Raw genomic sequence first — 24,164 nt, 5'->3', positions numbered from 1 at the left:
GCACTCCCACCTCCCGCGAGCGCTTCCCCGAGGGCCGGGAGTGGGCTAAGGGGCGCGGCATGCCGTCCGACGCCGAAGCCTTCTTCACCGTCCTGGAAGAACTGGTCGACCAGGCCCGTCATCGTCTGCACGCCTGGAAGGTCCAGCAGGAGGCGGTGCCGCCCGCACCCGCCGCCCTCCTGACCCCGGAGCCCCCGCGCCCGCCCGGCGTGAAGACCGCCACCGCGCGCGTGGACCCGGCCACCCTCGTGAAGGCCTCGGACCTGGCCCCGTACATCGACCACACGCTGCTCAAGCCGGAAGCGCGCACCGAGGACGTGGTGCGCGTGGCCGAGGAGGCCCGCCAGTACGGCTTCGCCACCGTGTGCGTGAACAGCTGCCACGTGGCCACCGCCGCGCGCGTGCTGGCCGGTTCGAACTCCGTGCCCATCGCCGTGGTGGGCTTCCCCCTGGGCGCCGCGCTGTCGTCCGCGAAGGCCTTCGAGGCGCGCGAGGCCATCCGCGCGGGCGCGCGTGAAATCGACATGGTGATCAACCTGGGCGCGCTCAAGGCGCACGACTACCAGCGCGTGCACCAGGACATCGCCGCGGTGGTGGAGGCCAGCCACCCCATCCCCGTGAAGGTCATCCTGGAGACGGGCCACCTCACGGACGAGGAGAAGGTCGTCGCGTGCGCGCTGTCCAAGGCCGCGGGCGCCGCGTTCGTGAAGACGTCCACCGGCTTCGGGCCCGGCGGCGCCACGGTGAAGGACATCGAGCTGATGCGCGCGGTGGTGGGCGACGACGTGGGCGTGAAGGCCTCCGGCGGCGTGCGCTCCGCCGAGGACGCCGTGAAGCTCATCCGCGCGGGCGCCAACCGCCTGGGTGCTTCCGCGTCCGTGGCCATCGTCACCGGGCAGATCTCCACCGCGCAGTACTGACCTTGCTGGAGCACGCACCGTGACCCCGAAGCAGCGAGAGGACTTCCTGCAGCAGTTGCTCGCGCTCCACGCGGAGCTGACCGGGAAGACGCCCATGCGCATCGAGCCCAACCGCACCGACGAGGCGCGCGTGGGCGGCGACGAGGACGAGCAGCCCCTCAACGAGATGATGCAGGCCATCGCCTCCAGCCGGAACCGCAACACCGACGGCACGCTGGCGCGCGTGGTGAAGGCCCTGGGCAAGCTGCGCGAGGACCCGGACTCCTTCGGCGACTGCGAGGAGTGCGGCGACGAGATTCCCATGGGCCGCCTCAAGGCCATGCCCTACGCGGAGTTCTGCGTCGCGTGTCAGAACAACAAGGATGGCCCCAAGGGGCCGGTGCGCCGTAAGCACCTCACCGATTACAAGGGCTGAACGCCCCTCTTCAACCACGAGGCAACGCGCGATGGACACGACCGGACTCAGGGAGCGGGCGGAGGCCTGGCGCAAGGCGGATCCGGATCCGGAGACCCAGGCGGAGCTGGCCAATGTGCTCGCGAAGTCGGACTGGGCGGACCTGGCGGACCGCTTCGCGCAGGACCTGGAGTTCGGCACCGCCGGCCTGCGCGGCGTGCTGGGCGCCGGCCCCAACCGGATGAACCGCGCCGTCGTGCGCCGCACCACCGCGGGCCTGGCGCGCTACCTCAAGGCCACCGTGCCGGACGTCACCACGCGCGGCGTGGTGGTGGGCCGTGACGCTCGCCGCTTGAGCAAGGAGCTGGCGGAGGACACCGCCGCCGTGTTCATCGCGGAGGGCATCCCCGCGCACGTCTTCCCGGAGCCGGTGCCCACGCCCGTCACCGCGTTCGCCGTGCTGCACCTCAACGCCGCCGCCGCGGTGATGGTGACCGCCAGCCACAACCCGCCCGAGTACAACGGCTACAAGGTCTACTGGGGCAACGGCGCGCAAATCGTCCCGCCGCAGGACGTGGGCATCGCGGACGCCATCGCGAAGGTGGAGCCCGCCAACGAAGTCCCCCTGCTCACGCCCGCGGAAGGGCGCGCGAAGGGGCTGTGGCGCGACCTGCCGGAGGACGTGGGCCACGCGTACCTGCGCGCCATCCTGGACCTGCGCTTGTACCGCAAGGGCAGCGACACGCTGTCCATCGTCTACACCGCCATGCACGGCGTGGGCGGCGCGTGGGCGGCGCTGGCGCTCAAGGAGGCGGGCTTCCCGCGCGTCACGCCGGTGGCCGAGCAGCAGCAGCCCGACGGCCGCTTCCCCACCGTGCGCTTCCCCAATCCCGAAGAGCCGGGCGCCATGGACCTGTCCATCGCCACCGCGGACCGCGTGAAGGCGGACGTGGTTCTGGCCAACGACCCGGACGCGGACCGGCTGGCGGTGATGGCGCGGGATGCCTCCGGGAAGCTGCGCCTGCTCACCGGCAACGAGGTGGGCGTGCTCCTGGGCCACTACGTCCTCACGCAGGGGACGAAGCGCGCGCGCCCGCACGTCGTCACCACCATCGTGTCCTCCACGCAGCTGGGCGAAATCGCGCGCGGGCTGGACGCCGCGTACGACGAGGTCCTCACCGGCTTCAAGTGGATCGCCAACCGCGCGCTGGAGCGCACGGCGAAGGAAGGCACGCAGTTCGTCTTCGGCTACGAGGAGGCGCTCGGCTACACCGTGGGCACCGCCACGCGCGACAAGGACGGCGTGGGCGCGGCCCTGGTCGTCGCTGACATGGCCGCGTGGTGCCAGGCGCGCGGCACCACCATCCTGGGCTACCTGGAAGAGATCCAGCGCCGCTTCGGCCTGCACGTGGGCGCCCAGCGCAACGTGACGCTCCCGGGCGCCGCCGGTGCGCAGACCATCCGCGCCATCATGCAGGCCTTCCGCGCGTCGCCGCCCGCGAACATCGGCGGCACCCCGGTGAGCAGCGTGCGCGACTACGAGAAGGGCGAGGGCGGCCTGCCCCCGTCCAACGTCGTCGCCTTCGTGCTGGAGGGCGGCGGCCGCGTCACCCTGCGCCCCTCCGGCACCGAGCCGAAGATCAAATACTACTTCGAGCACAAGGAGACGCCCGCCCCCGGCGAGCCGCTCCCCCAGGCCCGCCAGCGCGCGGAAGCGAAGCTGGCCGCCCTCATCGACGCCTTCCTGGCCCTGGCCCGCGAGCGCGGCCAGCCGGCCTGAGTCCTGAATCACCCTTCAACTCAACCCACAGGGTCGTGGCTCCCGTGCCGTGGCCCTTTGCTGAAAGGAACCTCGTGAAGCGCTTGATTCCTGGTTTCCTCCTGGCCGTGCTCCTGGCCGTCCCCGGCACCGCGATGGCTCGTGGTCAGGGCTGGTCCCTGCTGGCGGCGGAGACCGTCGGCTCCGGCCGCAACGTGTTCAGCGCGCAGATTGGCTACCCAGGCCTGTCGCTGGGCCTGCTGCACGGCGGCTCGGACAACGTCGATATCGGCGGCAAGTTCAGCTTCAACTGGGGCCGTGAGGGCCTGGTGGACGCGTCCGACGCGGGCCTCAAGCTCCAGGGCTGGCTGCGCGTGATGATCGCCCGGACGGACAAGGTGGCCTTCGGCATCACCTTCCAGCCGGGTCCGTTCGTCTACTTCCCCCGAGGGAACACGATGTTCGGCATGGCGCTGCCGGTAGCGTTCGTGGTGGGCATCCCGGTGGGTAGCGCGCTGATGATCAACGCCGGCATCGACGTGCCGTTCAACGTCTACTTCGGCGAGGGCATCGGGCCGGTCATCCCCATCCTCTTCGGAGGCGGCCTGGAGTACTACGTGAACAACAACCTCAACGTGAACTTCAACCTGCGGTTGGGGCCCTCCATCGTCCCGCGCTTCGACGACAGCTACTTCACGATGGAAGCGCTGGCGGGCGTGGCCTACCGCTTCTAGCCGGCGTCACGCGGGCGGGGACGTGCTTCCCCGCCCGTGTGGTGGCTTCGAGCGGCTACCAGGACGACGTCTGCTCGGGCAGCTCCACCGTGAAGGTGCTGCCCAGGTTGACGCGGCTCTTCACGGTCAGCTTGCCGCCCATGCTCTCCACCAGGGTGCGCGCCACCGTGAGGCCCAGGCCCACGCTCTTCTCCGGGGCCTTGGTCGTGTAGTACGGCGAGAAGATGGCCTGCATCTCGTCCTCGAAGATGCCGATGCCGGTGTCCTTCACGAAGAGCTGGGGGCCGAACTCGCCGAACATGTCCGGCAGCTCCACGCCCACCTGCACCACGCGCGGACGGTCCTTCACGTCCTCCACGGCGTCCACCGCGTTGCAGACCAGCTCCGTCACCACCTGCTCCACCTGACGGCGGTTGAACACGACGGCGATGGGGTCCTCCGGCAGCACCGCGCGCACGTCCGCGCGGCCCAGGCGCCCGGCGGCGCGCAGGCGCGACACCACCTCCGGCACCACCTCCCGCAGGTCGAAGCGCTGGATGTCCTTGGGGCCCGAGGGTCCCAGGGACAGCAGGTGCTGGCCGTGCAGGCGCATCTGCTCACCCGCCACGCCCAGCTTGAGCAGCTCCTCCGAGTCCGGCGGCAGCCCCTGGGACGCGCGGGCGCGCACGTGCTCCAGCGCCCGCTGCAGGCCCACGCCCAGCTGGTCCATCTGCGTGGCCAGGTCCGCGGCCAGCGTGCCCACGCGAGCCAGGCGCTCCATGCGCACCCAGCGCGTGCGCGGGTCCTGGAGCACTTCCTGGACGCCGCCCTGCTCGCGGTGCGCCTTGAGCTCCAGCAGGGTGTGGACGCGCACCTTCAGCTCCAGCGGGTCCAGCGGTTCGGTGGTCAGCAAGTCGTCCACACCTGCCTCCATCACCTCGCGGCGCGTCTGGCGGTCCGCGGAAGGCGTGAGCATGAGGATGGGGAACTGCGGCGGGGAGAGTTCCTCGCGAAGGCGCCGGTACGCGGCCAGGCCCACCGTGCGGGCCCGCTCCACGTCCAGCAGCACCAGGTCCGCGGAGTGGCGCGACACCGCCTCCAGCGCGGCCGTCGTCCCGCGCGCGGGCAGCACGTCGTAGCCCGCCGGAGTCAGGATGGAGCGCACCCGCTCGATTCCGCCGGATTCCACGTCGACCGCGATGACCCGCGGGCGCTGGGGTGACGTCGAGCCTGTTCCCGTCGTCTGCATGTTCATGCCACCCCAGCCTGGAAACCGGACCGGCCAACGCCCGCAGGCGCTGCCCTGAATCCGGGGGACCGCGTCCCGGAAACGCTCAGGCCTGGATCCTGCGCCTGCTCGCTATCCGCTACGCAATCCGACATGGTCGCACTCCCATGCCAGCGGCATGCCGGACGTCCACCCAACGGCAGATCAGCCCACACTGGAAAAACGGAAAAGCGTGATCCAATAAGGTCAGGGGGTTGGCGGCCCGCTGAAGGATGACCTGACGCATCAGGGCAGGTGAGCGCTTCAGATTTGGCAGGTCGAACCTGACCAAAAGTGAATCCCGACCCGGGTCGTGAATTACCCGTTCCCTCTCAAAATGGTCAGCGGGATTCCTGCTCGAACGGGGTGCCCAGCGCGGCGGGGGCGTGGCCCCGCTGGCCTTGGAGCGCGAGGACGAGGAGGGTCAACAGGTAGGGCAGGGCGAGCAGGAAGCCCTGGGGAACCAGGTCGAGGAGCCAGGGAGCGCTGGAGGCCAGTCCGATTCTCAACGCGTTGCCGGCGGCGAAGAAGAGCGCGGCGGCGAAAGCGCCCACCGGCGTCCAGCGGCCGAAGACCATGGCGGCCAGGGCCATGAAGCCCAGGCCGGAGGGCGTGTGCTGTTCGAAGCGGTCCAGGACGGTGGTGGACAGCACCGCGCCGCCCAGGCCCGCCATCATCCCGCCGCCCAGCACCGCGCCCCAGCGCAGGGCGGGCACGGACAGGCCCAGCGTGGCCACCGCGTGCGGCTTGTCGCCCACGGCGCGCAGGCGCAGGCCCAGCGGCGTGCGCGACAGGAGCAGGTGGAAGAGGAAGGGCAGGGTGAGCGCCAGGTACGTGGGCGCGGCGTGGCCAGACAGCGCGCCCAGCAGCGGGACCTGGGACAGGCCCGGGATGTTCCAGCGCGACAGCTGGGTGATGGAGGGCGTGCCGTTGGGGCCGAAGAACGACTCCAGCAGGTAGGTGCCGCCGGCCATGGCCACCAGGTTGAGGGCCATGCCGGAGACGACCTGATCCGACCGCCAGCGGATGCTGAGGAAGCCATGCACCGAGGCGATGCCCGCGCCCGCGGCCATGCCCACCCCCACCGCGAGCGGCGTGGGCATCACGAGCGCCGCCACGGCCGCGCAGAAGGCGCCGGTGCGCATCATGCCCTCCACGCCCACGCTCACCACGCCGGCGCGCTCGGAGAGCATGGCGCCCAGCGCGGCGAACACCAGGGCGGGGGCCGCGTCCAGGGTGGAGAAGAGGAGCGAGTGGAGCACCTCAAACACGGGGCACCTCCGCTCCAGCCTGGGCCGGGCCCTGCGCCTGGGCCCGCTTCTGGCGCCGCGCCAGCAGGGCGAGCCACACCATGCGGCCGGCGACGAAGAGCAGCGCGAAGCCCTGGATGAGCTCCGGGAAGCTCTTGTGCACGCCGAGCAGCTGCATGCGCGTGCCGCCCGCGCGCAGCACGCCGAAGACGGCCGCGGACAGCGCCGCGCCCAGCGGGTGGTTGTTGCCGATGAGCGCGATGGCGATGCCGTCGAAGCCGTACGGGGCGCCCAGCGAGCCCGGATAGCGGCCCTCCGTGCCCAGCACCAGCACCGCGCCCGCCAGGCCCGCCAGCGCGCCCGCGAGCGCCATGGCCCCGCCCGCGCGCCACAGCGTGGGGATACCGGCGGCTCGGGCCGCTTCCGGGGTGAGGCCCACGGCGCGCGTCTCGTAGCCGGAGCGCGAGCGGGTCAGCCACACCCAGACCCCGAACGCAGCGGCGAGCGCCAGCGGAAAGCCCAGGTTGAGGCGCGAGCTGTCACCCAGCAGCCGGGGCAGCTGCGCGGAGGGGAGGATTTCGGCGGTGCCGGTGATGGACGACGCGCCCTCCGCCACGGCGCGCAGCGGGCCGATGACGAGCCAGTTGTCCACCAGGCTCACCGCCACCCAGTTGAGCATGATGGTGGAGATGACCTCGTGCACGCCGCGCTTGAGCTTCAGCACGCCGGCAATGCTCGCCCACGCCGCGCCCGCCAGCGCCGCCGCGATGAGGGCCAGCGGGACGTGGAGCAGGCCGGGCAGCGACACGTGCGCGCCCACGAGCGCCGCGGCCAGCGCGCCCCAGATCATCTGTCCCTGCGCGCCGATGTTGAACAGGCCCACCTTGAAGGCCACCGCCACGGACAGGCCGGTGAGGGTGAGCAGCGCGGCCTTCATCGCGGCCTCGCCCAGGGGGCGCAGCACGGTGGTGGCGCTGCCGCCGTCCAGGAACGCGGGCCAGTTGCCCACGCCGCCCCAGAGCATCTGGAGATAGGCGCGCGTGGCGGTGTCCACGTCGCGCGTGATGGCGATGAGGAACCAGCACACCGCGAGCGCCAGCAGCACGGAGAGCACCGACGGCAGCACCTGCCGCGTCCGCTCACCCATGGCTTCCCTCCGCGCCCAGCATGCGGCGGCCCAGCTCGCGCTCGTCCAGGTCCTTGCGCGGGAAGTGCCCCGTCACGCGGCCTTCGTAGAGGACGTAGACGCGGTCGGACAGGGACAGCACCTCCTCCAGGTCCAGCGACACCATCACCACTCCCGCACCCCGCGCCTTCGCATCACGAAGGCGTTCATGCACCTGCGCCACCGCGCCGATGTCCAACCCGCGCGTGGGCTGCACGACGACGAGCAGCTTCGGATCCGCGTCCAGCTCGCGCGCCACCACGACCTTCTGCTGGTTGCCGCCGGACAGCGCCTGGAGCGCCACCACCGGGTCGTTCGGGCGCACGTCGTAGGCGGTCAGCAGCTGGTTCGTGCGCTCGCGGCGGCCCTTGAAGTCCACCCACGGCCCGCGCGCGAACGGCGGCTGGCGGTGCCGGCCCAGGGCCACGTTCTCCTCCACCGTCATCGCCTTCACCACCGCGCGGGCCAGGCGGTCCTCGGGGACGTGGCCCACGCCGCGCTCCTTCGCCAGCGCCGGGGTCAGCCCCGCGAGCGGACCGCCGAGCAGCGTGCCTTCGCCGCCGTCCAGCTTGCGCAGGCCCGTGAGCACCTCCGCCAGCTCGCGCTGTCCGTTGCCGTCCACTCCGGCGATGCCGACGATTTCGCCCGCGCGCACGGTGAGGCTCACGCCCTGGAGCGCCGGACGGCCGTTGTCGCCCGTGGTCCGCAGGTCCTTCGCTTCGAGCATGACCGGGCCTGCCGAAGCCGTGAGCGCGTCAGGTTCAACGGGCGCGGGAGGTCGCGCCTCCGCCACCCCCGTCGTTCCGGTGCCCGAAAGGCCGCTGGTCGCGACCGCCGTCGCGGGCACGCCGGTCATGACGGCACCCTTGGAACCCTCGCCCACCATCAGCGAGGCCAGCGCGGAGACGGTGGTCTCGCTGGCGCGCACCTCCGCCACGGTGCGGCCCCGGCGCATCACCGCCACGCGGTCCGCCACTCCCAGCACTTCCTTCAGCTTGTGGCTGATGAGCACCACCGTGCGGCCCTGCGCCACCAGCCCGCGCATCACCTGCGACAGCTCGTCGGACTCCTGCGGCGTGAGCACGGCGGTGGGCTCGTCCAGGATGAGCACCTGCGCGCCCCGGTGCAGCGCCTTGACGATTTCGACCTTCTGCTGCGAGCCCACCGTGAGCGTGTCCACGCGGGCCCGCGGATCCAACTGGAAGCCGAAGCGCTTCGCCGTGGCCGCCACCTCGTCACAGGCGCGGTCCAGGTCCAGCAGGCCGCGCTTCGTGGGCTCTCGGCCCAGCACCACGTTCTCCGCCACCGTCAGCGTGGGCACGAGCATGAAGTGCTGGTGCACCATGCCGATACCCTTCGCGATGGCGTCGCGTGGGCTCTTGAAGCGCACCGGCTTGCCGTCCATCAGGAACGTGCCCGCGTCCGGGTGGTAGAGCCCGTAGAGCACGTTCATCAGGCTGGACTTGCCCGCGCCGTTCTCGCCCACCACGGCGAGCAGCTCCCCCGGAACGATGTCCAGCGACGCGTCCTCCAGGGACACGCACGACCCGAAGCGCTTCGCGATGTGCTGGAGGGAGATCAGGGCTGCGCGACCTGGAAGGAGGACAGCTCCGCCTGGGTGCCCGGCACGACAATCTTCCCGGCGAGGATCTGCTGCCGCAGCTCCTCCACCTTCTGGAGCGCCTCCGCCTTGCCCGGGAACTCCACGCGCACGTCCGCCATGCCCACGCCGTTCTCCTTGAGGCCCAGCACCTGCTCACCCGCCGTGAGCTTGCCGTCCACCAGCTCCTTCGCCGCCTGGTACACGGCCAGGTCGCTGTGCTTCACCATGGACGTGAGGATGGCGTCCGGCGCCAGGTGCGACTGATCCGAGTCCACGCCGATGGCGAACACCGTCTTGCCCGCCGCGCGCGCCTCCTTCACCGCCTGGATGACGCCCAGGCCGTCCGTGCCCGCCGCGTGGAAGATGACGTCCGCGCCCTTGGCGATGAGGTCCTGCGCCACTTCCTTGCCCGCGGACACGCTGTTGAAGCTGCCCGTGTACACGGCCATCAGCGCGTCCGCCGCCTTCGCGTTCGTGGTGCGCACGCCCGCGCGGTAGCCCACGTCGAAGCGCTTGATGAGGGGCACCTCGATGCCGCCCACGAAGCCCACCTTGTTCGTCTTCGTGACGAGCCCCGCCAGCGCGCCCACGAGGAAGCTGCCCTCCTGCTCCTTGAACAGCACCGTGCGCACGTTGGGCAGCGACTTGGGCTTGCCCTGCGCGTCCAGCAGCTGGCTGTCGATGAGCAGGAACTTCGCGTCGGGGTTCTCCGTGGCCACGTCGCGCACCGCGTTGGCCAGCAGGTACCCGTTGCCGATGGTCAGCTTCGCGCCCTGTTCCACGAGCAGCTGGAGGTTGGGGGCGTAGTCCTCCTGCGCCTTGCTCTGGAGCACCAGCGGCTGCACCGGCAGCGGCTTCACTTCCGGTGCGAGCGCCGCGAGGTCGGAGGAGATGGACTGACGCACTTCGCCAGCGGGGGCGTCCACGTACTTGCCGCCCTCGTACTTCTTGCCGGCGGCCCACAGCTCCAGGCCGCGCAGGGACGCGTCGTTGAACGAGTGATCACCCCGGCCGCCCACGTCGATGACGAGCCCTACGACGACGGGCTTTCCCTCGGGGGGCTTCGTGGCGGTGGAAGTCTGGGAGGGGGCCTTGGGGGCGTCCTCGGACTTCTTGGAACAGGCGCACAGGAGCGCGGCCAGGGCGAGCACGTGGAGTCGGCGGAGCATCATGGGCCCCGCTATCTACCAGATGCCGCCGGGGCTTTCCCTTCCCGCGAGGGGTGCATGGGGAGGGGACTTCCTGCTATGGCCTTGCCCCGTGCAACCCTACGAGCTCATCAAGGCCAAGCGCGACGGCGGCAAGCTGGACCCGTCCGACATCCAGGCGTTCATCCAGGCGTACACCGCCGGCACCGTGGCCGACTACCAGATGGCCGCCATGTGCATGGCCATCTTCTTCAAGGGGCTGGACTCCCGGGAGCTGGGGGCGTGGGCCCGCGCCATGCTCCACTCCGGTGAGGTGCTGGACCTCTCCGACACGCCGGCCATCAAGGTGGACAAGCACTCCACGGGTGGCGTGGGCGACAAGGTGTCCCTGAGCCTGGCGCCCCTGGCGGCGGCCTGCGGCGTACCCGTGCCCATGATTTCCGGACGTGGCCTGGGCCACACCGGCGGCACCCTGGACAAGCTGGAGTCCATCCCCGGCTTCAACGTGAACCTGTCCACCGCGGACTACCGCCGGCTGGTGCGCGAGGTGGGGTGCTGCCTCATCGGCCAGACGGCCCAGGTGGCCCCCGCGGACAAGAAGCTCTACGCGCTGCGCGACGTGACGGCGACGGTGGACTGCATCCCACTCATCGCGTCGTCCATCATGAGCAAGAAGCTGGCGGAGGGCATCGACGCGCTGGTGCTCGACGTGAAGGTGGGCAGCGGCGCCTTCATGAAGACGGTGGACGACGCGCGCGTGCTGGCCCGCACCATGATTGGCCTGGGCGCGGAGATGAACCGCAAGGTCGTGGCCCTGCTCACGGACATGGATCAGCCCCTCGGCCGCCAGGTGGGCAACGCCCTGGAGGTCCGCGAGGCCGTGGACATGCTCCGTGGCGAAGCGCCCGACGACTACACGGAGATCACCTACGCGCTGACGGCGGAGATGCTGGTGCTGGGCAAGAAGGCCGCCACGGTGGAGGAGGCGCGCGGGATGCTGCGCCGCTCCGTGGAGGACGGCAGCGCCATCAAGAAGCTCAAGGAGATCGTCCAGTCGCAGGGCGGTGACCCGCGCTCCATCGACGACTACTCGCTCCTGCCCACGGCGAAGGCCACGGCGGACGTGGTGGCGCCGCGCGACGGCTTCGTCACCGGCATCCACACGGAAGGCGTGGGTCTGGCGGCGGTGGCGCTGGGCGCGGGGCGGCAGCGGGTGGACAGCAAGATCGACCCGGCCGTGGGCTTCACGCTGCTCAAGAAGGTGGGCGACACGGTGAAGCAGGGCGAGCCCCTGGTGCAGGTGCACTACAACGACGCCGGTCCGGTGGAGGGTGTGAAGGCGCGGCTGCTCGCGGCCTACCAGTTCGGCGACCGGGCGCCCGCGGCCCGCCCGCTGGTGCTGGAGCGTCTGGAGTAGTTACGCAATCCCCATGGCCTCCACGTTCCGCGACCTGCTGTCGGAAGTGAAGAAGGAGATCCGCGAGGTCTCCCACGAGCACGTCCACCAGCTCCTGGGGTCGGGCGCGAAGGTGAAGCTCGTGGACGTGCGCGAGGCCGACGAATACGCGGGCGGCCGGCTCCCGGGCGCGGTGCACATCCCCCGGGGCTACCTGGAGCTGCGCATCGAGGAGAAGGCGGCCCGCGACGAGGAGCTGGTCCTCTACTGCGCGGGTGGCACCCGGTCCGCGCTCGCGGCCCGCACGCTGCGGGAGATGGGCTACACGCGCGTGTCCTCGCTCGCGGGTGGCTACAACCGCTGGAGCGACGCGGCCCTCCCGGTGGAGAAGCCCGTCGTCCTCTCCGCCGAGCAGAAGGAGCGCTACCGCCGCCACCTCATCCTCCCGGAGGTGGGGGAGGAGGGACAGGCGAAGCTCCTGAAGTCGAAGGTCCTGTTGCTGGGCGCGGGCGGGCTGGGCTCACCGGCGGCGCTGTACCTGGCCGCCGCGGGCGTGGGCACGCTGGGCGTGGTGGACGCGGACGTGGTGGACCTGAGCAACCTCCAGCGCCAGGTGCTGCACACCCTGGAGCGCCGGGGGCAGCCCAAGGTCCAGAGCGCGAAGGCCGCCATCGAGGCGCTCAACCCGGACGTGAAGGTGGTGCCGTTCCAGGAGCGGCTCACCATCGCCAACGTGGAGCGCATCCTCGCGGACTTCGACCTGGTGCTGGACGGCGGGGACAACTTCCCCACGCGCTACCTGCTCAACGACGCGTGCGTGCTGATGGGCAAGCCCAACATCCACGGCTCCGTGTTCCGCTTCGAGGGGCAGGTGACCACCTTCCTCCCCGGCCAGGGGCCCTGCTACCGTTGCCTCTACCCCGCGCCGCCCCCGCCGGAGCTGGCGCCGTCGTGCGCGGAAGCCGGCGTGCTGGGCGTGCTGCCGGGGCTCATCGGGATGCTCCAGGCCACGGAGGCCCTCAAGCTCCTGCTCGGGGTGGGGGAGTCGCTGGTGGGGCGGCTGCTCACCTTCGACTCACTGGGCACCCGCTTCCAGGAGCTCAAGCTGCGCCGTGACCCGGAGTGCCCCGTGTGCGCGCCGGGGGCGAAGGTGGAGCTCATCGATTACGAGCAGTTCTGCGCCACGGGGGCCTGAGCGGCGCCTGAGCGGCGCCTGAGCCCCTGGGGGGATGCATTTTCAGGAGCAACTGGGTAGACGGGCCCGCGTATGATGCGCCGGCCTGGACCCGGGGGCGGTGGTTGAACGCGACCCGGGTCGGATACGAGAGCGGCAGCGGCAGGGAGACGACGGCGATGTCCGAGCAGAACGAGAACCAGGACTCCAGGGCAGGAGAGGACCGGCGCGATTCGCCCCGTGTCCCCATGCGTCTGAAGGTCCGGCGGGAGGGGGCGGATGCCTTCCTGGACCGCGCGGGGGATCTGTCCCTGGGCGGCGTGGGGTGGGTGGGAGAGGCGCTGGACCCGGGCCAGACCGTGGAGGTGCGCTTCGCGCTTCCCCCGTCCCTGGAAGAGGTGCAGGTGCGCGGCGAGGTGCTGCCCCCCAAGGCCGGTATGACGGGCCCGGTGGTGCGCGTGCGCTTCGTGGAGCTACCGGTGGAGCTGGAGCTCGCCATCGCCCGGCACCTGGACGACCAGAGCAAGGACGAACCCCGGGGCGCCCGCTAGGGAATCCCCGGATGGACGCGGGCGCCGGTGGACGGCGCCTTCGCGAAGGAGGGCGGCATGGCGGAGGAGATTCCCTGGGAGCGGCTGTTCGAGGAGGCCCTGCGGGTGCGTCAGCGCGCGCACGTGCCGTACTCGAAGTTTCCCGTGGGGGCCGCCGTGCTCTACGCGGACGGCTCCATCGTGGCCGGCTGCAACGTGGAGAACGCCACCTATGGCCTCACCGTCTGCGCGGAGCGCAACGCGTTCGTCGCGGGCGTGGCCCAGGGCCGCGAGAAGCCGGTGGCCGTGGCCATCGTCGTGGACACCCCGGAGCCGTGTCCCCCGTGCGGCATGTGCCGCCAGGTGATGGCGGAGTTCGCCGGGCCTGACCTTCCGGTGCGAAGCCGCACCCTCAACGGGCAGGAGGCGCGCTACCCGCTCAGCGAGCTGCTGCCCCACGCCTTCACCCGTTCCTTCTTCTAGGACCTCCCTCACGTGGACTTGCTTCTCACTGGCGCCACCGTCGTCACCATGAACCGCGACCGCGAGGTGCTGCCTCGCGCGGACGTGCTCGTGCAGGACGGGCGCATCGCCAAGGTGGGCCGGGGCCTGAAGGTGAAGGGCGCCTGCCGCGTCCTGGACCTCGCAGGGCAGGTGGTGATGCCCGGCCTCATCCATGGCCACCTGCACGCCTGCCAGACGCTGTTCCGCGGCCACGCGGACAAGCGGGAGCTCCTGGACTGGCTGAAGGAGCGCATCTGGCCCATGGAGGCGGCGCACGACGCGGCGTCCCTGCGCGCCAGCGCGGACCTCACCTTCGCGGAGCTCATCCGCTCCGGCTCCACGGCGGCGCTCGACATGGGCACCGTGCACCACTACGACGCCGTCTTCGAGTCCGCGCGCGACAGCGGCTTCCGGCTCGTCGGCGGCAAGGCGATGATGGACTCCGGCGCGGAGGTGCCCGCCGGCCTGCGTGAGACGACGGCGGACTCCCTGTCGGAGAGCCTGGCGCTGATGGAGCGCTGGCACGGCACCCACGACAACCGCCTGCGCTACGCGTTCGCGCCGCGCTTCGCCCTGTCCTGCTCGCCGGAGCTGCTGCGCGAGGTGGGCCGGCTATCGCGGGAGAAGGGCGTGCGCATCCACTCGCACGCCAGCGAGAACCGCACGGAGACGGACGTGGTCCGCCAGGTGACGGGCCAGGACAACATCGCCTTCTTCCACGGCTTGGGGCTCACGGGCCCCCAGGTCACGCTGGCCCACTGCGTCTGGGTGGAGGGCGAGGAGCAGCGGCTGTTGCGCGACTCCGGCACGGTGGTGTGCCACTGCCCGGGCTCCAACCTGAAGCTCGCGTCGGGCTACGCGCGCGTGCCGGAGCTGCTGAAGGACGGCATCCCCGTGGCGCTGGGGGCGGACGGCGCCCCGTGCAACAACACGTTGGATTTGTTCCACGAGATGCGGCTCGCGTCCGTGCTGCACAACCCGCGCGTGGGCCCGGTGGCGATGACGCCCATGCACGTCCTGGAGATGGCCACGCTGCACGGCGCGCGCGCCCTGGGCCTGGAGGACGAAGTGGGCTCCGTGGAGGTCGGCAAGCGCGCGGACCTCACCGTGGTGGACACGCGCGGCTTCCACTTCTGCCCGCTGCCGGACGACGTCACGGGGCCGCTGGTGTACTCGGCGCGCTCCACGGACGTGTCGCATGTGCTCATCGACGGCAAGCTGGTGCTGCGCGAGGGCGAGCTGACCACGTTGGACGCGAACACGGTGCTGGCCAACGCCCGCACGCAGGCGACGAAGCTCTTCGCCCGCGCGAAGCTGAAGGCGTCCTAGCGGCGCCAGGCGGCCGTCGGGTCCAGCGACGACTGCGAGGTCGGCTGTACCCGGGGCATTCGCAGCACGAAGGACGTGGCCCAGCCCTCCGCGTCCTCCACCGCCAGCCGCCCGCCGTGGGCCTCCGCCGCCAGCCGGGAGAAGTACAGCCCCAGGCCGTAGCCCCGGCGGCCCTCCTTCTCGCGGTGGCCCTGCACGTACTTGTCGAAGAGGGACTCGCGCGCCTCCGGCGGAATGGCGATGCCGTCGTTGCGCACCGCCAGCCACTGGAAGCCCTCCGCCTCACCGGCCTCCAGGCGCACCCGCCCGCCGGACGGGGCGTAGCGGAGCGCGTTGGTGGCCAGGTTCTCCACCACGCGGATGAGCAGGCCCGCGTCGCCCACCAGCTGGAAGCCCGGCGGGGACGACAGCTCCAGCTTGATCTTGCGCAGCCGGGCCGCGCCATCCAGCGAGCGGCGAACCTCGTCGAAGAGCGGCGCCACCGGGAAGGCCTGCTTGCGTGGGGACAGCCGGCCCTGCTCCAGCCGGGGCACGTCCAGCAGGTCGGAGATCATCCGGTCCAGGCGCGCGGTGACGGCCAGGCCCGTGCGCACGGACTCCACCATCGGCGTGCCGATGGGCAGCTCCTGCTCCATCCACGACAGCGACAGCGTCACGGCGGACAGCGGCGAGCGCAGGTCGTGCACCAGGAACTGCATCAACTGCTCCTGGTGTGCCTGCACCGCTTCCAGCTGGGCGTTGCGCGCGTGGGCTTCGGACAGCATCCGCTCGATGGTGCGGTGGGCGTCCTCCACCTCGTGGGTGCGGCGGGCCCCCAGCTGCCGGGCCACCTCCGCGTGCGACAGGTCCATGGCCAGCTGCCGCAGCCGCCCGGTGCCGTAGTGGCTCACCGCCGCCACCAGCACCAGCGTCACCGCCGCCACGGCCATGGCGCCCGGGCCCACGCCCGCCTGGTACATGAGGACGGCCTGGGCCAGCGACGCCAGGCCCGCCGCGCCGTAGACGAGCCAGGGCATCAGCTCCAGGCCGGACAGCGCCACCACCAGCGCGAACAGCCCCAGGCTGAAGCCCGCCACGCCCGCGGGGAAGGGCGACACCGGCAGGGCCAATTGCTGGAGGCCGAACACCAGCCCCACGTCCACCAGCGACTGCACGACGCCCAGCTGCTTCGTCAGGGGCCTGGCGCGCAGCGCGAACAGCAGCGCCACCACGCCGCCGTAGCAGAGCAGCAGGGGCGGGTAGTGGGCCCAGTCCCGGGCGCCCGTCAGCCACAGCCCCAGGCTGACGGCGAAGAACACGACCGTGCCCACCAGCCGCACCGCCGCCCCGGCGCCCAGGACGCGCCGCCGTTGGGCGGCCACCACCCGCGCGAGTTCGTCTTCAAAGGCAACGGGAGGAGTCGGGTCCATGCGACACGTTCGTTTTCCCTGCTTCCTCCCCACCCGGCAAGTTCATGGCCACAGCGTCTTTCGCGACCCCGGGTGGCCCCTTTAAGGGACAGGGAGTGGCGGATGGGGGCCGGACCGGTGGCCCTGGACCCGGCCGGGCTGGCGGGCGGTGGCTGTTCCGGAGCAATCATCCGTTCCGGGCAGGCGTAGTCACGGTGACACGCGCCTTGCGGCCGGATGCTTGTGGGCGTCGGAGTTCGTGTAAGGTGACTGGGATTAGGCACAGGCGGAGGTGAGAGCCGACATGTGGCAGCGATTCAAGAGAGCGATGCGGAGCTTCGCGGGCTTCTTCGTCTCCTCCATCGAGGATCCGGAGCTGATTCTCGAGCAGAACATCCGTGACCTGAACGATCAGGTCCCCAAGATGAACGAGTCCATCGCCATGGTCCGGGCGAATGTGACGCTGCTCGAGAAGGAGAACATGAAGTACCAGCAGGACGTGCGGGAGCTGACCGCCAAGGTCAAGGCCGCCATCCAGGCGGGCCGTGACGACCTGGCCGGCACCTACGCGACCAAGCTCCAGGGGGAGAAGGAAGCCCTCGCGCGCAACCAGCAGCAGCTGGACATCGCGAAGCAGGCCTACGAGAAGGCCCTGAACGTCAAGAAGGCGTTCATGCGCGAGAAGGACCGGAAGACGCAGGAGGCGATGAACGCCGTCCGGGACGCGCGTCGCGCCAAGTGGCAGGCGAAGGTCGCCGACACGATGGAGTCCTTCACCGTCGCGGGCGTGGACTCCACGCACGACGAGATGCTCCGCAAGGTCCAGGAGAAGACGGCCATCAACGAGGCGCGCATGCAGATGGCGCTGGAGTCGGTGGACCACCAGGCCGCGGCCATCGAGGAAGAGGCGGAGAAGATCCAGGGCGACGAGCTGGTGAAGCAGTTCAAGATGGAGATGGGCCTGATGGACAGCCCCGCGCCGGTGTCGGACGTGGGTGCCGGTCCGGAAAAGACCATCGGCAAGAAGGTGGAGATCAAGTAGGTCTCCCCCCATGAAAGGGGTCGGCGCACACGGATGAAGCTGCACCGCGGACCCGGCCTCTTTCTCTTCCTCGCGCTCTGTGTCCTGGGCGCGGGGTACGTGTTCGCCTCGCGGGCGGGTTACCTCGACCGCCTGCAGGCGCGCTTCTTTCCCTCCACCCGTGAAGCGGTGCGGCTGTCCCCGGGCGACTTCCCGGCGGGCGTCGCGGCCCCGGTGGCGGACGTGGCATCGGTGCCGCTCAGGCCCGTGCTCATTGGCTTCACCCCGCGCGGGTCCGCCTCCGCGCTGCTCGTGGCCGCCGGCGGCGCCACCACCCTGGACAACCCCGCCACGCCTCCGGGCGCCGCGCAGGGGCTGCTCAAGACGGCCTACGCGCTGGACGCCCGCGCGGTGCTCTTCGCGCGCGAGGAGGAGCTGAAGCAGGCCCTGTCCGTGGGCGCGGAGAACGGCGGCGTGGACATGGCCGCCCTGTCGGTGGACCGGCTCGCGTCCTGGGCACCGACCTTGAGGGACGCGGCGCCGCGCACGGTGCTGCTCGTGGGACGCAGCCGGGGCCAGGAGGCCATGGCGGCGGTGGGCGTGCCGGACCTGGCCAGCCTGCGAGGCAAGCGGGTGGGCGTGTATCCGGGTGGCTCGTCGCATTACTTCGCCCTGTGGATTCTGGCGCGCGCGGGGCTGCGCACCTCCGACGTGCGCTGGGTGGACCTGCCCTCCACGCTGGACGCGGGCCGGGCCCTGCGGGAGGGGCGGGCGGACGTGGTGGTGGGGCTGTGGGGCGACGTGGAGCTGGCGGCGAGAGACAGGGGCGGCAAGGTGCTGGCCACCACGGCGGACGCGCCGCACCTGTTGGCCACGGTGCTGGTGGCCCGGGGCGACTTCGCGGCGCGCTACCCGGACGCGGTGCGGCGGGTGCTCCGGGGGCTCTTGGACGCGGGGCAGGGTGTGCTCAAGTCCCCGGCGGCCGGGGCGCGGCTTTTGGGAGAGGTGGCGCCCTACCTGGGGGACCCCTCGGAGGCCATCCGCAGCGCGCCGCCCGCGACGCTGGCGGACAATCGGGCCTTCTTCGGACTTTCCGGCGAGGCGCCGGTTACCTATGACGAGCTCTTCCAGAGCGCTGCTGCGCTCTTCCAGAAGCTCAATCGCGGGACGGCGCCCCCTCCAGCGGAGGACACGCGGGACCTGGGCGCGCTGAAGTACGTCTCCGAGGCGCGGGGGCCCTGAAGCGGGCCGGAAGAGGGAAGGGGAGTCGGACGTGGCGAAGACACCGAACTACATCAAGGCCGCGTTCCTCCTGCCGGCCAACCTGGTGGGGCTGACGACGGCGGCCATGTCCAGCGCCGTGACGCAGGAGCCGCTGCCCATGATGGTGGCGCTGGGCGTGGAGGGCGTCTACCTGGCCGTCGTGTCGTCCATGAAGCGCTTCCAGCGCGCCGTGCGGGCGCAGCAGCCGGACAACCCGGAGGCCGCGCGCGCGGCGGTGGACTCGCTGCTCGCGGACCTGGCGCCGTCGCAGCGTGACCACTACCAGCAGCTGGTGGGGCTGAAGGAGAAGATCCTCGCCAACTACCGCAAGCTGCCCGGCGGGCGAGTGCTGGCGGCGGACAGCGAGCCCAAGCTGGACGCGCTGCTGACGTCCTTCCTGCGGCTCATCTCCGCGCTCAACCAGTACCGCACGTACCTCAGCGGGTCCGACCGGGAGCACCTGACCTCCGAGGTGGCGGCGCTGGAGGCGGAGGTCGCCGGGGAAGCCAACCCGCGCCTCAAGGACGTGAAGGGCAAGCGCGTGGAGATTCAGCGCAAGCGCCTGATGCGCTTCGAGCAGGCGGGCGAGAGCCGCGAGGTGGTGAGCCACCAGCTGGCCGGCATCGAGGACCTGATGCGCCTGACGCACGAGCAGTCCATCGCCATCCGCGACCCGGAGAGCGTCAACCGGCAGCTGGACGTGCTCTCCGCGGAGACGGAGGCCACGGACGAGACCGTGCGCCAGATGGAGCGCTTCCTCGACTTCACCGAGGAGACCTCCGCGCCCCTGCCGCACGGCGGCACCCGCGTGCGGTAGAGCGGGCACGGGCCCGGACGGGCACCTGTTCACCGTGGCACCTTGCGGCACCGGCGGGGGCCTGTGACGGAGCACGAATAGATTGACTCTCCGCCGCAGGCATCCTGTCCTGCCGCCCATGCTCCGCCGCGTTGGATTCCTCCCGTTGGTCCTGCTGTTGGTCGTGTTCGCCGGCTGCTCGCGCTGCGGGAAGGAGGCGGCCGGGCCCGCGGATTCGCCCCGGGGCGTGTCGCGCTACCTGCCGCGCACCGCGCAGGCGGCCGTCGTCATCGACGACCTGGGCACGCTGGGCGAGAAGCTGGCGCGCTTCCAGAACCTCAAGGTGGCCTCGTTCGTCGCGCAGCTGCAGAACTTCCCCTCCGCGGAGCGCTACGTGTCCGCGGTGATGCGTCAGGTGGGCGTGGACCTGCGCAGCCGCAAGGCGCTGGAGGACGCCGGCATCGACCCCAAGCGCGGCGCGGGCGCGGCCATCTTCGGGGGCATGCAGGCGGTGTCCGTCATTGGCGTGAAGGACGCGGACAAGCTGAAGACGACCTTCGCCACCTTCGCCCGCACGCGCCTGGGCGCTTCGGAGGAGAAGGACACGAAGGTGGATGCAGGACGGTTCGTCACCTTCAACCGTCCGGGCTCCACGACGCCCATGCTGGGCATGCTCTTTCTCCCGCACGACCTGGTGCTCCTGGGCGGAGGCGCGTCGGTGGCGCGGCTGACGGAGCTGGCGGCGCTGCCGGAGGAGCAGTCCCTCGCGAAGGAGCCGGTGCTGGAGGCGTCCCTCAAGCGCCTCTCCGGCGACCGCGACTTCCTCGTGTGGCTGCCGGGTGGCATGGGCCTGCTGCCCGCGGGCAGCGTGCAGGGCATCACCTTCACGGGCCACGTCGAGGACCGCGCGGTGACGCTGCGCGCGGACGCGCCGTGGCCGGACACGCAGACGTCGCTCGCGGCGCTGGAGCCCAAGGGCGGTGAGTCGCTCGCGGGCTGGCTGCCGCAGGACAGCTTCTTCGTGGCGCGCTTCCGCGGCGACCCGGCGCAGCTGGACGGCGTGTGGCCGTACCTGGCCGGCTCGCAGGTGACGCGCGCGGTGCAGGAGGCGGGCTTCAACGTGAAGACGGAGGTGCTGGACAACCTCAAGCCGGGCATGGTGCTCGCGCTGTCGCTGTCGCCCAACGTCAACCTGTCCTCGGGCATGCCGGACCTGGACCTGCGGCGCACCAACCCCTTCCGCTTCGTCAACCTGGTGGCGCTCGCGGAGGTGAAGGACGTGGCCAAGGGGCAGGCCACGCTGGACAAGGTGCCCGGCTTCGCGGGCGGCTTCGGCGCGAAGGTGGAGCCCACGGACGTGAGCGGCCAGAAGGCGTACCTCACGTCGTACCGCGCGGGTGAAGGCGCGCACTTCGCGCTGTCCAAGGACGGCAAGCTGCTGCTCGCGGCGCCCAAGGCGCGCCTGGAGTCCACCCTGGCCTCGTTCGCGCAGCCGGCCGGTACCGGCCCCGTGTCCGAGGACCTGAAGTCCGTGGGCAAGGACGCCGCGCTGGTGGTGCTGCTGGACCTGCGCCGGCTGGCGGACGCGGTGAAGGCGCTGCCCTCCGCCGCGTGGGGCATTGGCGGCTTCGCCATCAAGGCCACCACGGTGCGCTGGCTGGATGCCACGGATGACCTGCGCGCGGTGACGATGGCCCTGTCGCGCAAGGACAAGGCGCTGCAGGCGGAAGTCTCCCTGCGGCTCACTCCCGCGCCCGCCACCACCACGACCCCGGCCACGCCTTGATCCACGCGCGAGATGTCGTGAAGGAGTACGAGGACGGCGAGGGCTCGCGCGTACGCGTCCTGGACGGCGTGTCGCTGGACGTGGAGGCCGGGGACTTCGTCGCGGTGGTGGGCGCGTCCGGCAGCGGCAAGTCCACGCTGCTGCACCTGCTGGGCGGCCTGGACGTGCACTACCAGGGGCAGGTGGAGGTGGGCGGCGTGAAGCTCACCGGCCTGCGCGACAAGGAGCTGGCGCGCTTCCGCAACACGCACGTGGGCTTCGTCTTCCAGTCCTTCCACCTCATCTCCAACCTGTCCGCGCTGGAGAACGTGTTGTTGCCCTCGCACTTCGGTCCGGCCACGGCGGACGGGCGCCAGCGCGCGAGCCGGCTGCTGGAGCGCGTGGGTCTGGGCCCCAAGCAGGACCGCGCGCCGGTGCGGCTGTCCGGCGGCGAGCGCCAGCGCGTGGCCATTGCCCGGGCCCTCTTCGGCGGCCCGAAGCTGCTCCTGTGCGACGAGCCCACGGGCAACCTGGACGCGGCCACCGGCGCGGGCGTCATCCAGCTCTTCCAGGAGCTGCACAAGGAAGGGCTCACGGTGCTGACCGTCACCCACGAGGAGCGCATGAGCGCGGTGGCGCGGCGGGTGCTGCGGCTCAAGGACGCGCGGCTGGTGGAGGAATCCCCCGCGTCGGAAGCCCTGGCGTCGCGAGGTGCCCCGTGAGGTTCGACGCACTGTCGCGACTGGTGAGGTTATCCCTCGCGCGCGAACGCAAGGGCGCGTTCTTCTCCGCCTTCGGCGTGGCCATGGGCGTGGGCGCGCTGGTGTTCTTCGTGGGCCTGGGCCTGGGCGTGGGGCGCGTCATCCGCGAGCGCATCTTCCCCACCGACTCACGGCTGGTGGACGTGGTGCCCCCGGCGGTGTCGCTGGGCCTCCTTGGCGGCGGCAAGCTGGACACGGCCGCGGTGGAGCGCCTGGCCGCGCTGCCCGGCGTGGAGACGACGTATCGGAAGATGAACGTCCGCGTGCCGGCGGTGACGCGCTACGACGGCGTCTTCTTCGGCTCGCGCCTGCGCATGGGCATGGAGGTGCTCGCGGTGGGCGTGGACCCCGGCCTGGTGCAGAAGGACGTAGGGCTGCCGGAGGCAAAGGACTTCAAGGACCCGGGGGAGGGCAAGGCCATCCCCGCGCTCATCTCCACGCGCCTGTTGGAGCTGTACAACAAGACGTTCGCGCCCGCGCGCAAGCTGCCTCAGCTGTCCGCGGAGATGCTCATCGGCTTCGGTTTCCCGGTGGAGTTCAACCGCTCCTACGTGGCCGCCACGTCCGGCGGACCCAGCACCACGCAGCAGGCGCAGGTGGTGGGCGCGTCCGACCGGGCCATGCTCGCGGGCATCACCATCCCGCTGGACACGGCGGTGCGCATCAACCGCGCTTCCGGCGCGGACGCGGACAGCTACTCCGGCGTCACGCTGGTGGCCGCGGACCCTTCACGCGTCCCGGAACTGGTGGAGGCGGTGAAGGGGATGGGCTTTGAAATCGATGATCAGGAGCGCCGGATGGCGGAGAACGCGGGCGCGGCGGTGGCGCTCACCACGTCCGCGCTGGCGCTGCTCTCCATCCTCATCTGCGTGCTGGCGGCGGTGAACATCGCCCACGCCATGTCCTCGTCGGTGCGCGCTCGGGCGAAGGAGATTGGCGTGATGCAGGCGGTGGGGGCCTCGCGCGCGGATGTGCGCGCCATCGTGCTGGCGGAGGCCGGCGTGGTGGGCGTGCTGGGCGGCGCGGCGGGCACGGCGGCGGCGCTGCTGCTGGCCTTCATCGTGGACCGGCTCGCGAAGGGCTACCTGCCCAACTTCCCCTTCAAGCCGGAGAGCTTCTTCTCCTTCCCCGCGGCGGTGGTGCTGGGCGGGGTACTGCTGGGACTCGTGGCCGCGCTCGCCGGGGCGTACTTCCCCAGCCGCCGCGCCGCCGCCACGGATCCGGCGAGGACGTTGGCGGGATGAGCGGCCCTTCTCGCAAGTCGCTCCTGACCAACGTCCTGTGTTTGGGGGCGCTCGGGTGGATCTACGGGGGCGACCTCTCGGATGCCCTGCGCGCCCGGACCGAGGAGGTCTCCGCGCTCCTGACGCCGCCGTCCGCCGTGCGCGCGAGCATCGTGCTCGGGCTCGCGGGCGCGGGCCTGGTCGTGTTCCTCGCCGGACTGCTGCGCAAGAAGCCGGAGGGCTTCAAGGGCTACCGGCTCCTGCCCATCCTGCTCGTGGTGGCGCTCTTCGTGGACCTGGTGCTCGCGGAGAGCCGCACGCCGCTGGACCCGCCGGAGATGGCCTCGGTGGCACTGCAGCGCTTCCAGGGCGAGGCCCAGAAGCTGGCCACGGTGGAGTCCGTGCCCACGCGATCCCAGGTGCTACAGCCCCTGGTGGACGCGCTGGGCTCTCCGCCGTACCTGGAGCGCGGGGCGTCGGTGCCGGCCTATACACTCCAGGTGCGCACGGACTGCGAGGGCCCGGTCCGTGACGCGCCCGGCGCCCGGGCCGGCACGCTGCTCTACTGCGTGGCCCGGGACGGCAAACAGGCCTGGGTGACGCTGGTGGGGCTGCCCGCCGAGGTGCGTTTTGGTGCGCCCGCCGTGCTCTCCCAGCGGGGCGAGCCGCGCGTCGCCGTCGTGCGTGCACAGATCCCCGCGGATCCCGAGGAAAATGATGTCCTGCCGGGCATTGACCTGGAGATCCCCACCCTGGATGGGGGCTCGGTGACGTCCCCTTCGCCCTGAGTCGGGG

At 71.3% G+C, this 24,164-nt stretch carries 22 protein-coding genes; 16 read left to right on the top strand and 6 right to left on the bottom strand.

Annotated features, from left to right (window positions below; translation table 11 throughout):
• Positions 1-59: 59 nt before the first annotated feature.
• From deoC to GTZ93_RS12685, 4 genes are all read left to right on the top strand, one after another.
• Positions 60-920: a deoxyribose-phosphate aldolase gene (deoC, locus tag GTZ93_RS12700; RefSeq protein ID WP_161662786.1), complete on the top strand. Its 861-nt coding sequence runs from the start codon at positions 60-62 to the stop codon at positions 918-920.
• Between the two features lie 19 nt (positions 921-939).
• On the top strand, positions 940-1,335 hold the full coding sequence (locus GTZ93_RS12695) for a TraR/DksA family transcriptional regulator (protein ID WP_120579945.1): 396 nt from the start codon (positions 940-942) through the stop codon (positions 1,333-1,335).
• Positions 1,336-1,366: 31 nt separating this feature from the next.
• Positions 1,367-3,094, top strand: coding sequence for a phospho-sugar mutase (locus GTZ93_RS12690; protein ID WP_139922300.1), 1,728 nt, complete (start codon positions 1,367-1,369; stop codon positions 3,092-3,094).
• Positions 3,095-3,168: 74 nt separating this feature from the next.
• Positions 3,169-3,807 carry a hypothetical protein gene (locus tag GTZ93_RS12685; RefSeq protein ID WP_180946162.1) on the top strand — a complete coding sequence of 213 codons (639 nt, stop codon included), beginning with the start codon at positions 3,169-3,171 and terminating at the stop codon, positions 3,805-3,807.
• Between the two features lie 55 nt (positions 3,808-3,862).
• On the opposite strand, the gene GTZ93_RS12680 is transcribed toward GTZ93_RS12685, so the two are convergent.
• From GTZ93_RS12680 to GTZ93_RS12660, 5 genes are all read right to left on the bottom strand, one after another.
• Positions 3,863-5,041, bottom strand: a complete 1,179-nt coding sequence (locus GTZ93_RS12680) for a sensor histidine kinase (RefSeq protein WP_139922301.1) — start codon at positions 5,039-5,041, stop codon at positions 3,863-3,865.
• A gap of 353 nt (positions 5,042-5,394) precedes the next feature.
• Complete coding sequence (locus tag GTZ93_RS12675; RefSeq protein WP_120598341.1) at positions 5,395-6,324, bottom strand: ABC transporter permease; 930 nt, start codon at positions 6,322-6,324, stop codon at positions 5,395-5,397.
• Positions 6,317-7,450, bottom strand: a complete 1,134-nt coding sequence (locus GTZ93_RS12670) for an ABC transporter permease (RefSeq protein ID WP_126935840.1) — start codon at positions 7,448-7,450, stop codon at positions 6,317-6,319. Before GTZ93_RS12670 ends, GTZ93_RS12675 begins: the two co-directional genes overlap by 8 nt.
• A complete protein-coding gene (locus GTZ93_RS12665) occupies positions 7,443-9,008 on the bottom strand; it encodes an ABC transporter ATP-binding protein (protein ID WP_139922303.1) in 1,566 nt (521 codons plus the stop codon). The genes GTZ93_RS12670 and GTZ93_RS12665 overlap by 8 nt, the downstream gene beginning before the upstream one ends.
• Positions 9,009-9,046: 38 nt before the next feature.
• Complete coding sequence (locus GTZ93_RS12660) at positions 9,047-10,240, bottom strand: BMP family lipoprotein (protein ID WP_161662855.1); 1,194 nt, start codon at positions 10,238-10,240, stop codon at positions 9,047-9,049.
• A 91-nt stretch (positions 10,241-10,331) separates the two neighbouring features.
• On the opposite strand from GTZ93_RS12660, the gene GTZ93_RS12655 reads away from it, so the two are divergent.
• From GTZ93_RS12655 to GTZ93_RS12635, 5 genes are all read left to right on the top strand, one after another.
• Positions 10,332-11,636 (top strand): thymidine phosphorylase, encoded by a 1,305-nt coding sequence (locus tag GTZ93_RS12655; protein WP_139923992.1) that lies wholly within the window; start codon positions 10,332-10,334, stop codon positions 11,634-11,636.
• A 13-nt stretch (positions 11,637-11,649) separates the two neighbouring features.
• The gene (gene moeB / locus GTZ93_RS12650) at positions 11,650-12,810 is read left to right on the top strand and encodes a molybdopterin-synthase adenylyltransferase MoeB (RefSeq protein ID WP_139923989.1); all 1,161 of its coding nucleotides are present in this window, start codon (positions 11,650-11,652) and stop codon (positions 12,808-12,810) included.
• A gap of 104 nt (positions 12,811-12,914) precedes the next feature.
• Complete coding sequence (locus tag GTZ93_RS12645; RefSeq protein ID WP_261778322.1) at positions 12,915-13,340, top strand: PilZ domain-containing protein; 426 nt, start codon at positions 12,915-12,917, stop codon at positions 13,338-13,340.
• A 57-nt stretch (positions 13,341-13,397) separates the two neighbouring features.
• Positions 13,398-13,802 carry a cytidine deaminase gene (locus tag GTZ93_RS12640; protein WP_120581430.1) on the top strand — a complete coding sequence of 135 codons (405 nt, stop codon included), beginning with the start codon at positions 13,398-13,400 and terminating at the stop codon, positions 13,800-13,802.
• A gap of 12 nt (positions 13,803-13,814) precedes the next feature.
• Positions 13,815-15,152 (top strand): 5'-deoxyadenosine deaminase, encoded by a 1,338-nt coding sequence (locus tag GTZ93_RS12635; RefSeq protein WP_139923560.1) that lies wholly within the window; start codon positions 13,815-13,817, stop codon positions 15,150-15,152.
• Here the strand turns inward: GTZ93_RS12635 and GTZ93_RS12630 are convergent.
• Positions 15,149-16,561, bottom strand: coding sequence for a sensor histidine kinase (locus GTZ93_RS12630; RefSeq protein WP_139923562.1), 1,413 nt, complete (start codon positions 16,559-16,561; stop codon positions 15,149-15,151). The two genes, GTZ93_RS12635 and GTZ93_RS12630, sit on opposite strands and share 4 nt — an antisense overlap.
• Positions 16,562-16,844: 283 nt before the next feature.
• On the opposite strand from GTZ93_RS12630, the gene GTZ93_RS12625 reads away from it, so the two are divergent.
• The 7 genes from GTZ93_RS12625 to GTZ93_RS12595 all read left to right on the top strand — a co-directional run bounded on the left by GTZ93_RS12625 (position 16,845) and on the right by GTZ93_RS12595 (position 24,157).
• Positions 16,845-17,582 (top strand): PspA/IM30 family protein, encoded by a 738-nt coding sequence (locus tag GTZ93_RS12625; protein WP_120581429.1) that lies wholly within the window; start codon positions 16,845-16,847, stop codon positions 17,580-17,582.
• A gap of 33 nt (positions 17,583-17,615) precedes the next feature.
• On the top strand, positions 17,616-18,803 hold the full coding sequence (locus GTZ93_RS12620) for an ABC transporter substrate-binding protein (RefSeq protein WP_121780357.1): 1,188 nt from the start codon (positions 17,616-17,618) through the stop codon (positions 18,801-18,803).
• A gap of 31 nt (positions 18,804-18,834) precedes the next feature.
• The gene (locus GTZ93_RS12615; RefSeq protein ID WP_120578191.1) at positions 18,835-19,641 is read left to right on the top strand and encodes a hypothetical protein; all 807 of its coding nucleotides are present in this window, start codon (positions 18,835-18,837) and stop codon (positions 19,639-19,641) included.
• A gap of 118 nt (positions 19,642-19,759) precedes the next feature.
• Entirely contained in the window at positions 19,760-21,406 is a 1,647-nt protein-coding gene (locus GTZ93_RS12610) for a hypothetical protein (RefSeq protein WP_139920007.1), read from the top strand.
• Positions 21,403-22,107, top strand: coding sequence for an ABC transporter ATP-binding protein (locus GTZ93_RS12605; RefSeq protein WP_139920005.1), 705 nt, complete (start codon positions 21,403-21,405; stop codon positions 22,105-22,107). Before GTZ93_RS12610 ends, GTZ93_RS12605 begins: the two co-directional genes overlap by 4 nt.
• Positions 22,104-23,390 (top strand): ABC transporter permease, encoded by a 1,287-nt coding sequence (locus GTZ93_RS12600; RefSeq protein WP_139920003.1) that lies wholly within the window; start codon positions 22,104-22,106, stop codon positions 23,388-23,390. The genes GTZ93_RS12605 and GTZ93_RS12600 overlap by 4 nt, the downstream gene beginning before the upstream one ends.
• A complete protein-coding gene (locus GTZ93_RS12595) occupies positions 23,387-24,157 on the top strand; it encodes a hypothetical protein (RefSeq protein ID WP_139920001.1) in 771 nt (256 codons plus the stop codon). Before GTZ93_RS12600 ends, GTZ93_RS12595 begins: the two co-directional genes overlap by 4 nt.
• The last annotated feature ends 7 nt before the right edge of the window (positions 24,158-24,164 follow it).

The sequence above is a fragment of the Corallococcus exiguus genome, from assembly GCF_009909105.1.
In the GTDB taxonomy this organism is placed as follows: domain Bacteria; phylum Myxococcota; class Myxococcia; order Myxococcales; family Myxococcaceae; genus Corallococcus; species Corallococcus exiguus.
Note: the sequence above shows the minus strand (reverse complement) of the source record. Positions and strands in the feature narration are given on the sequence as shown.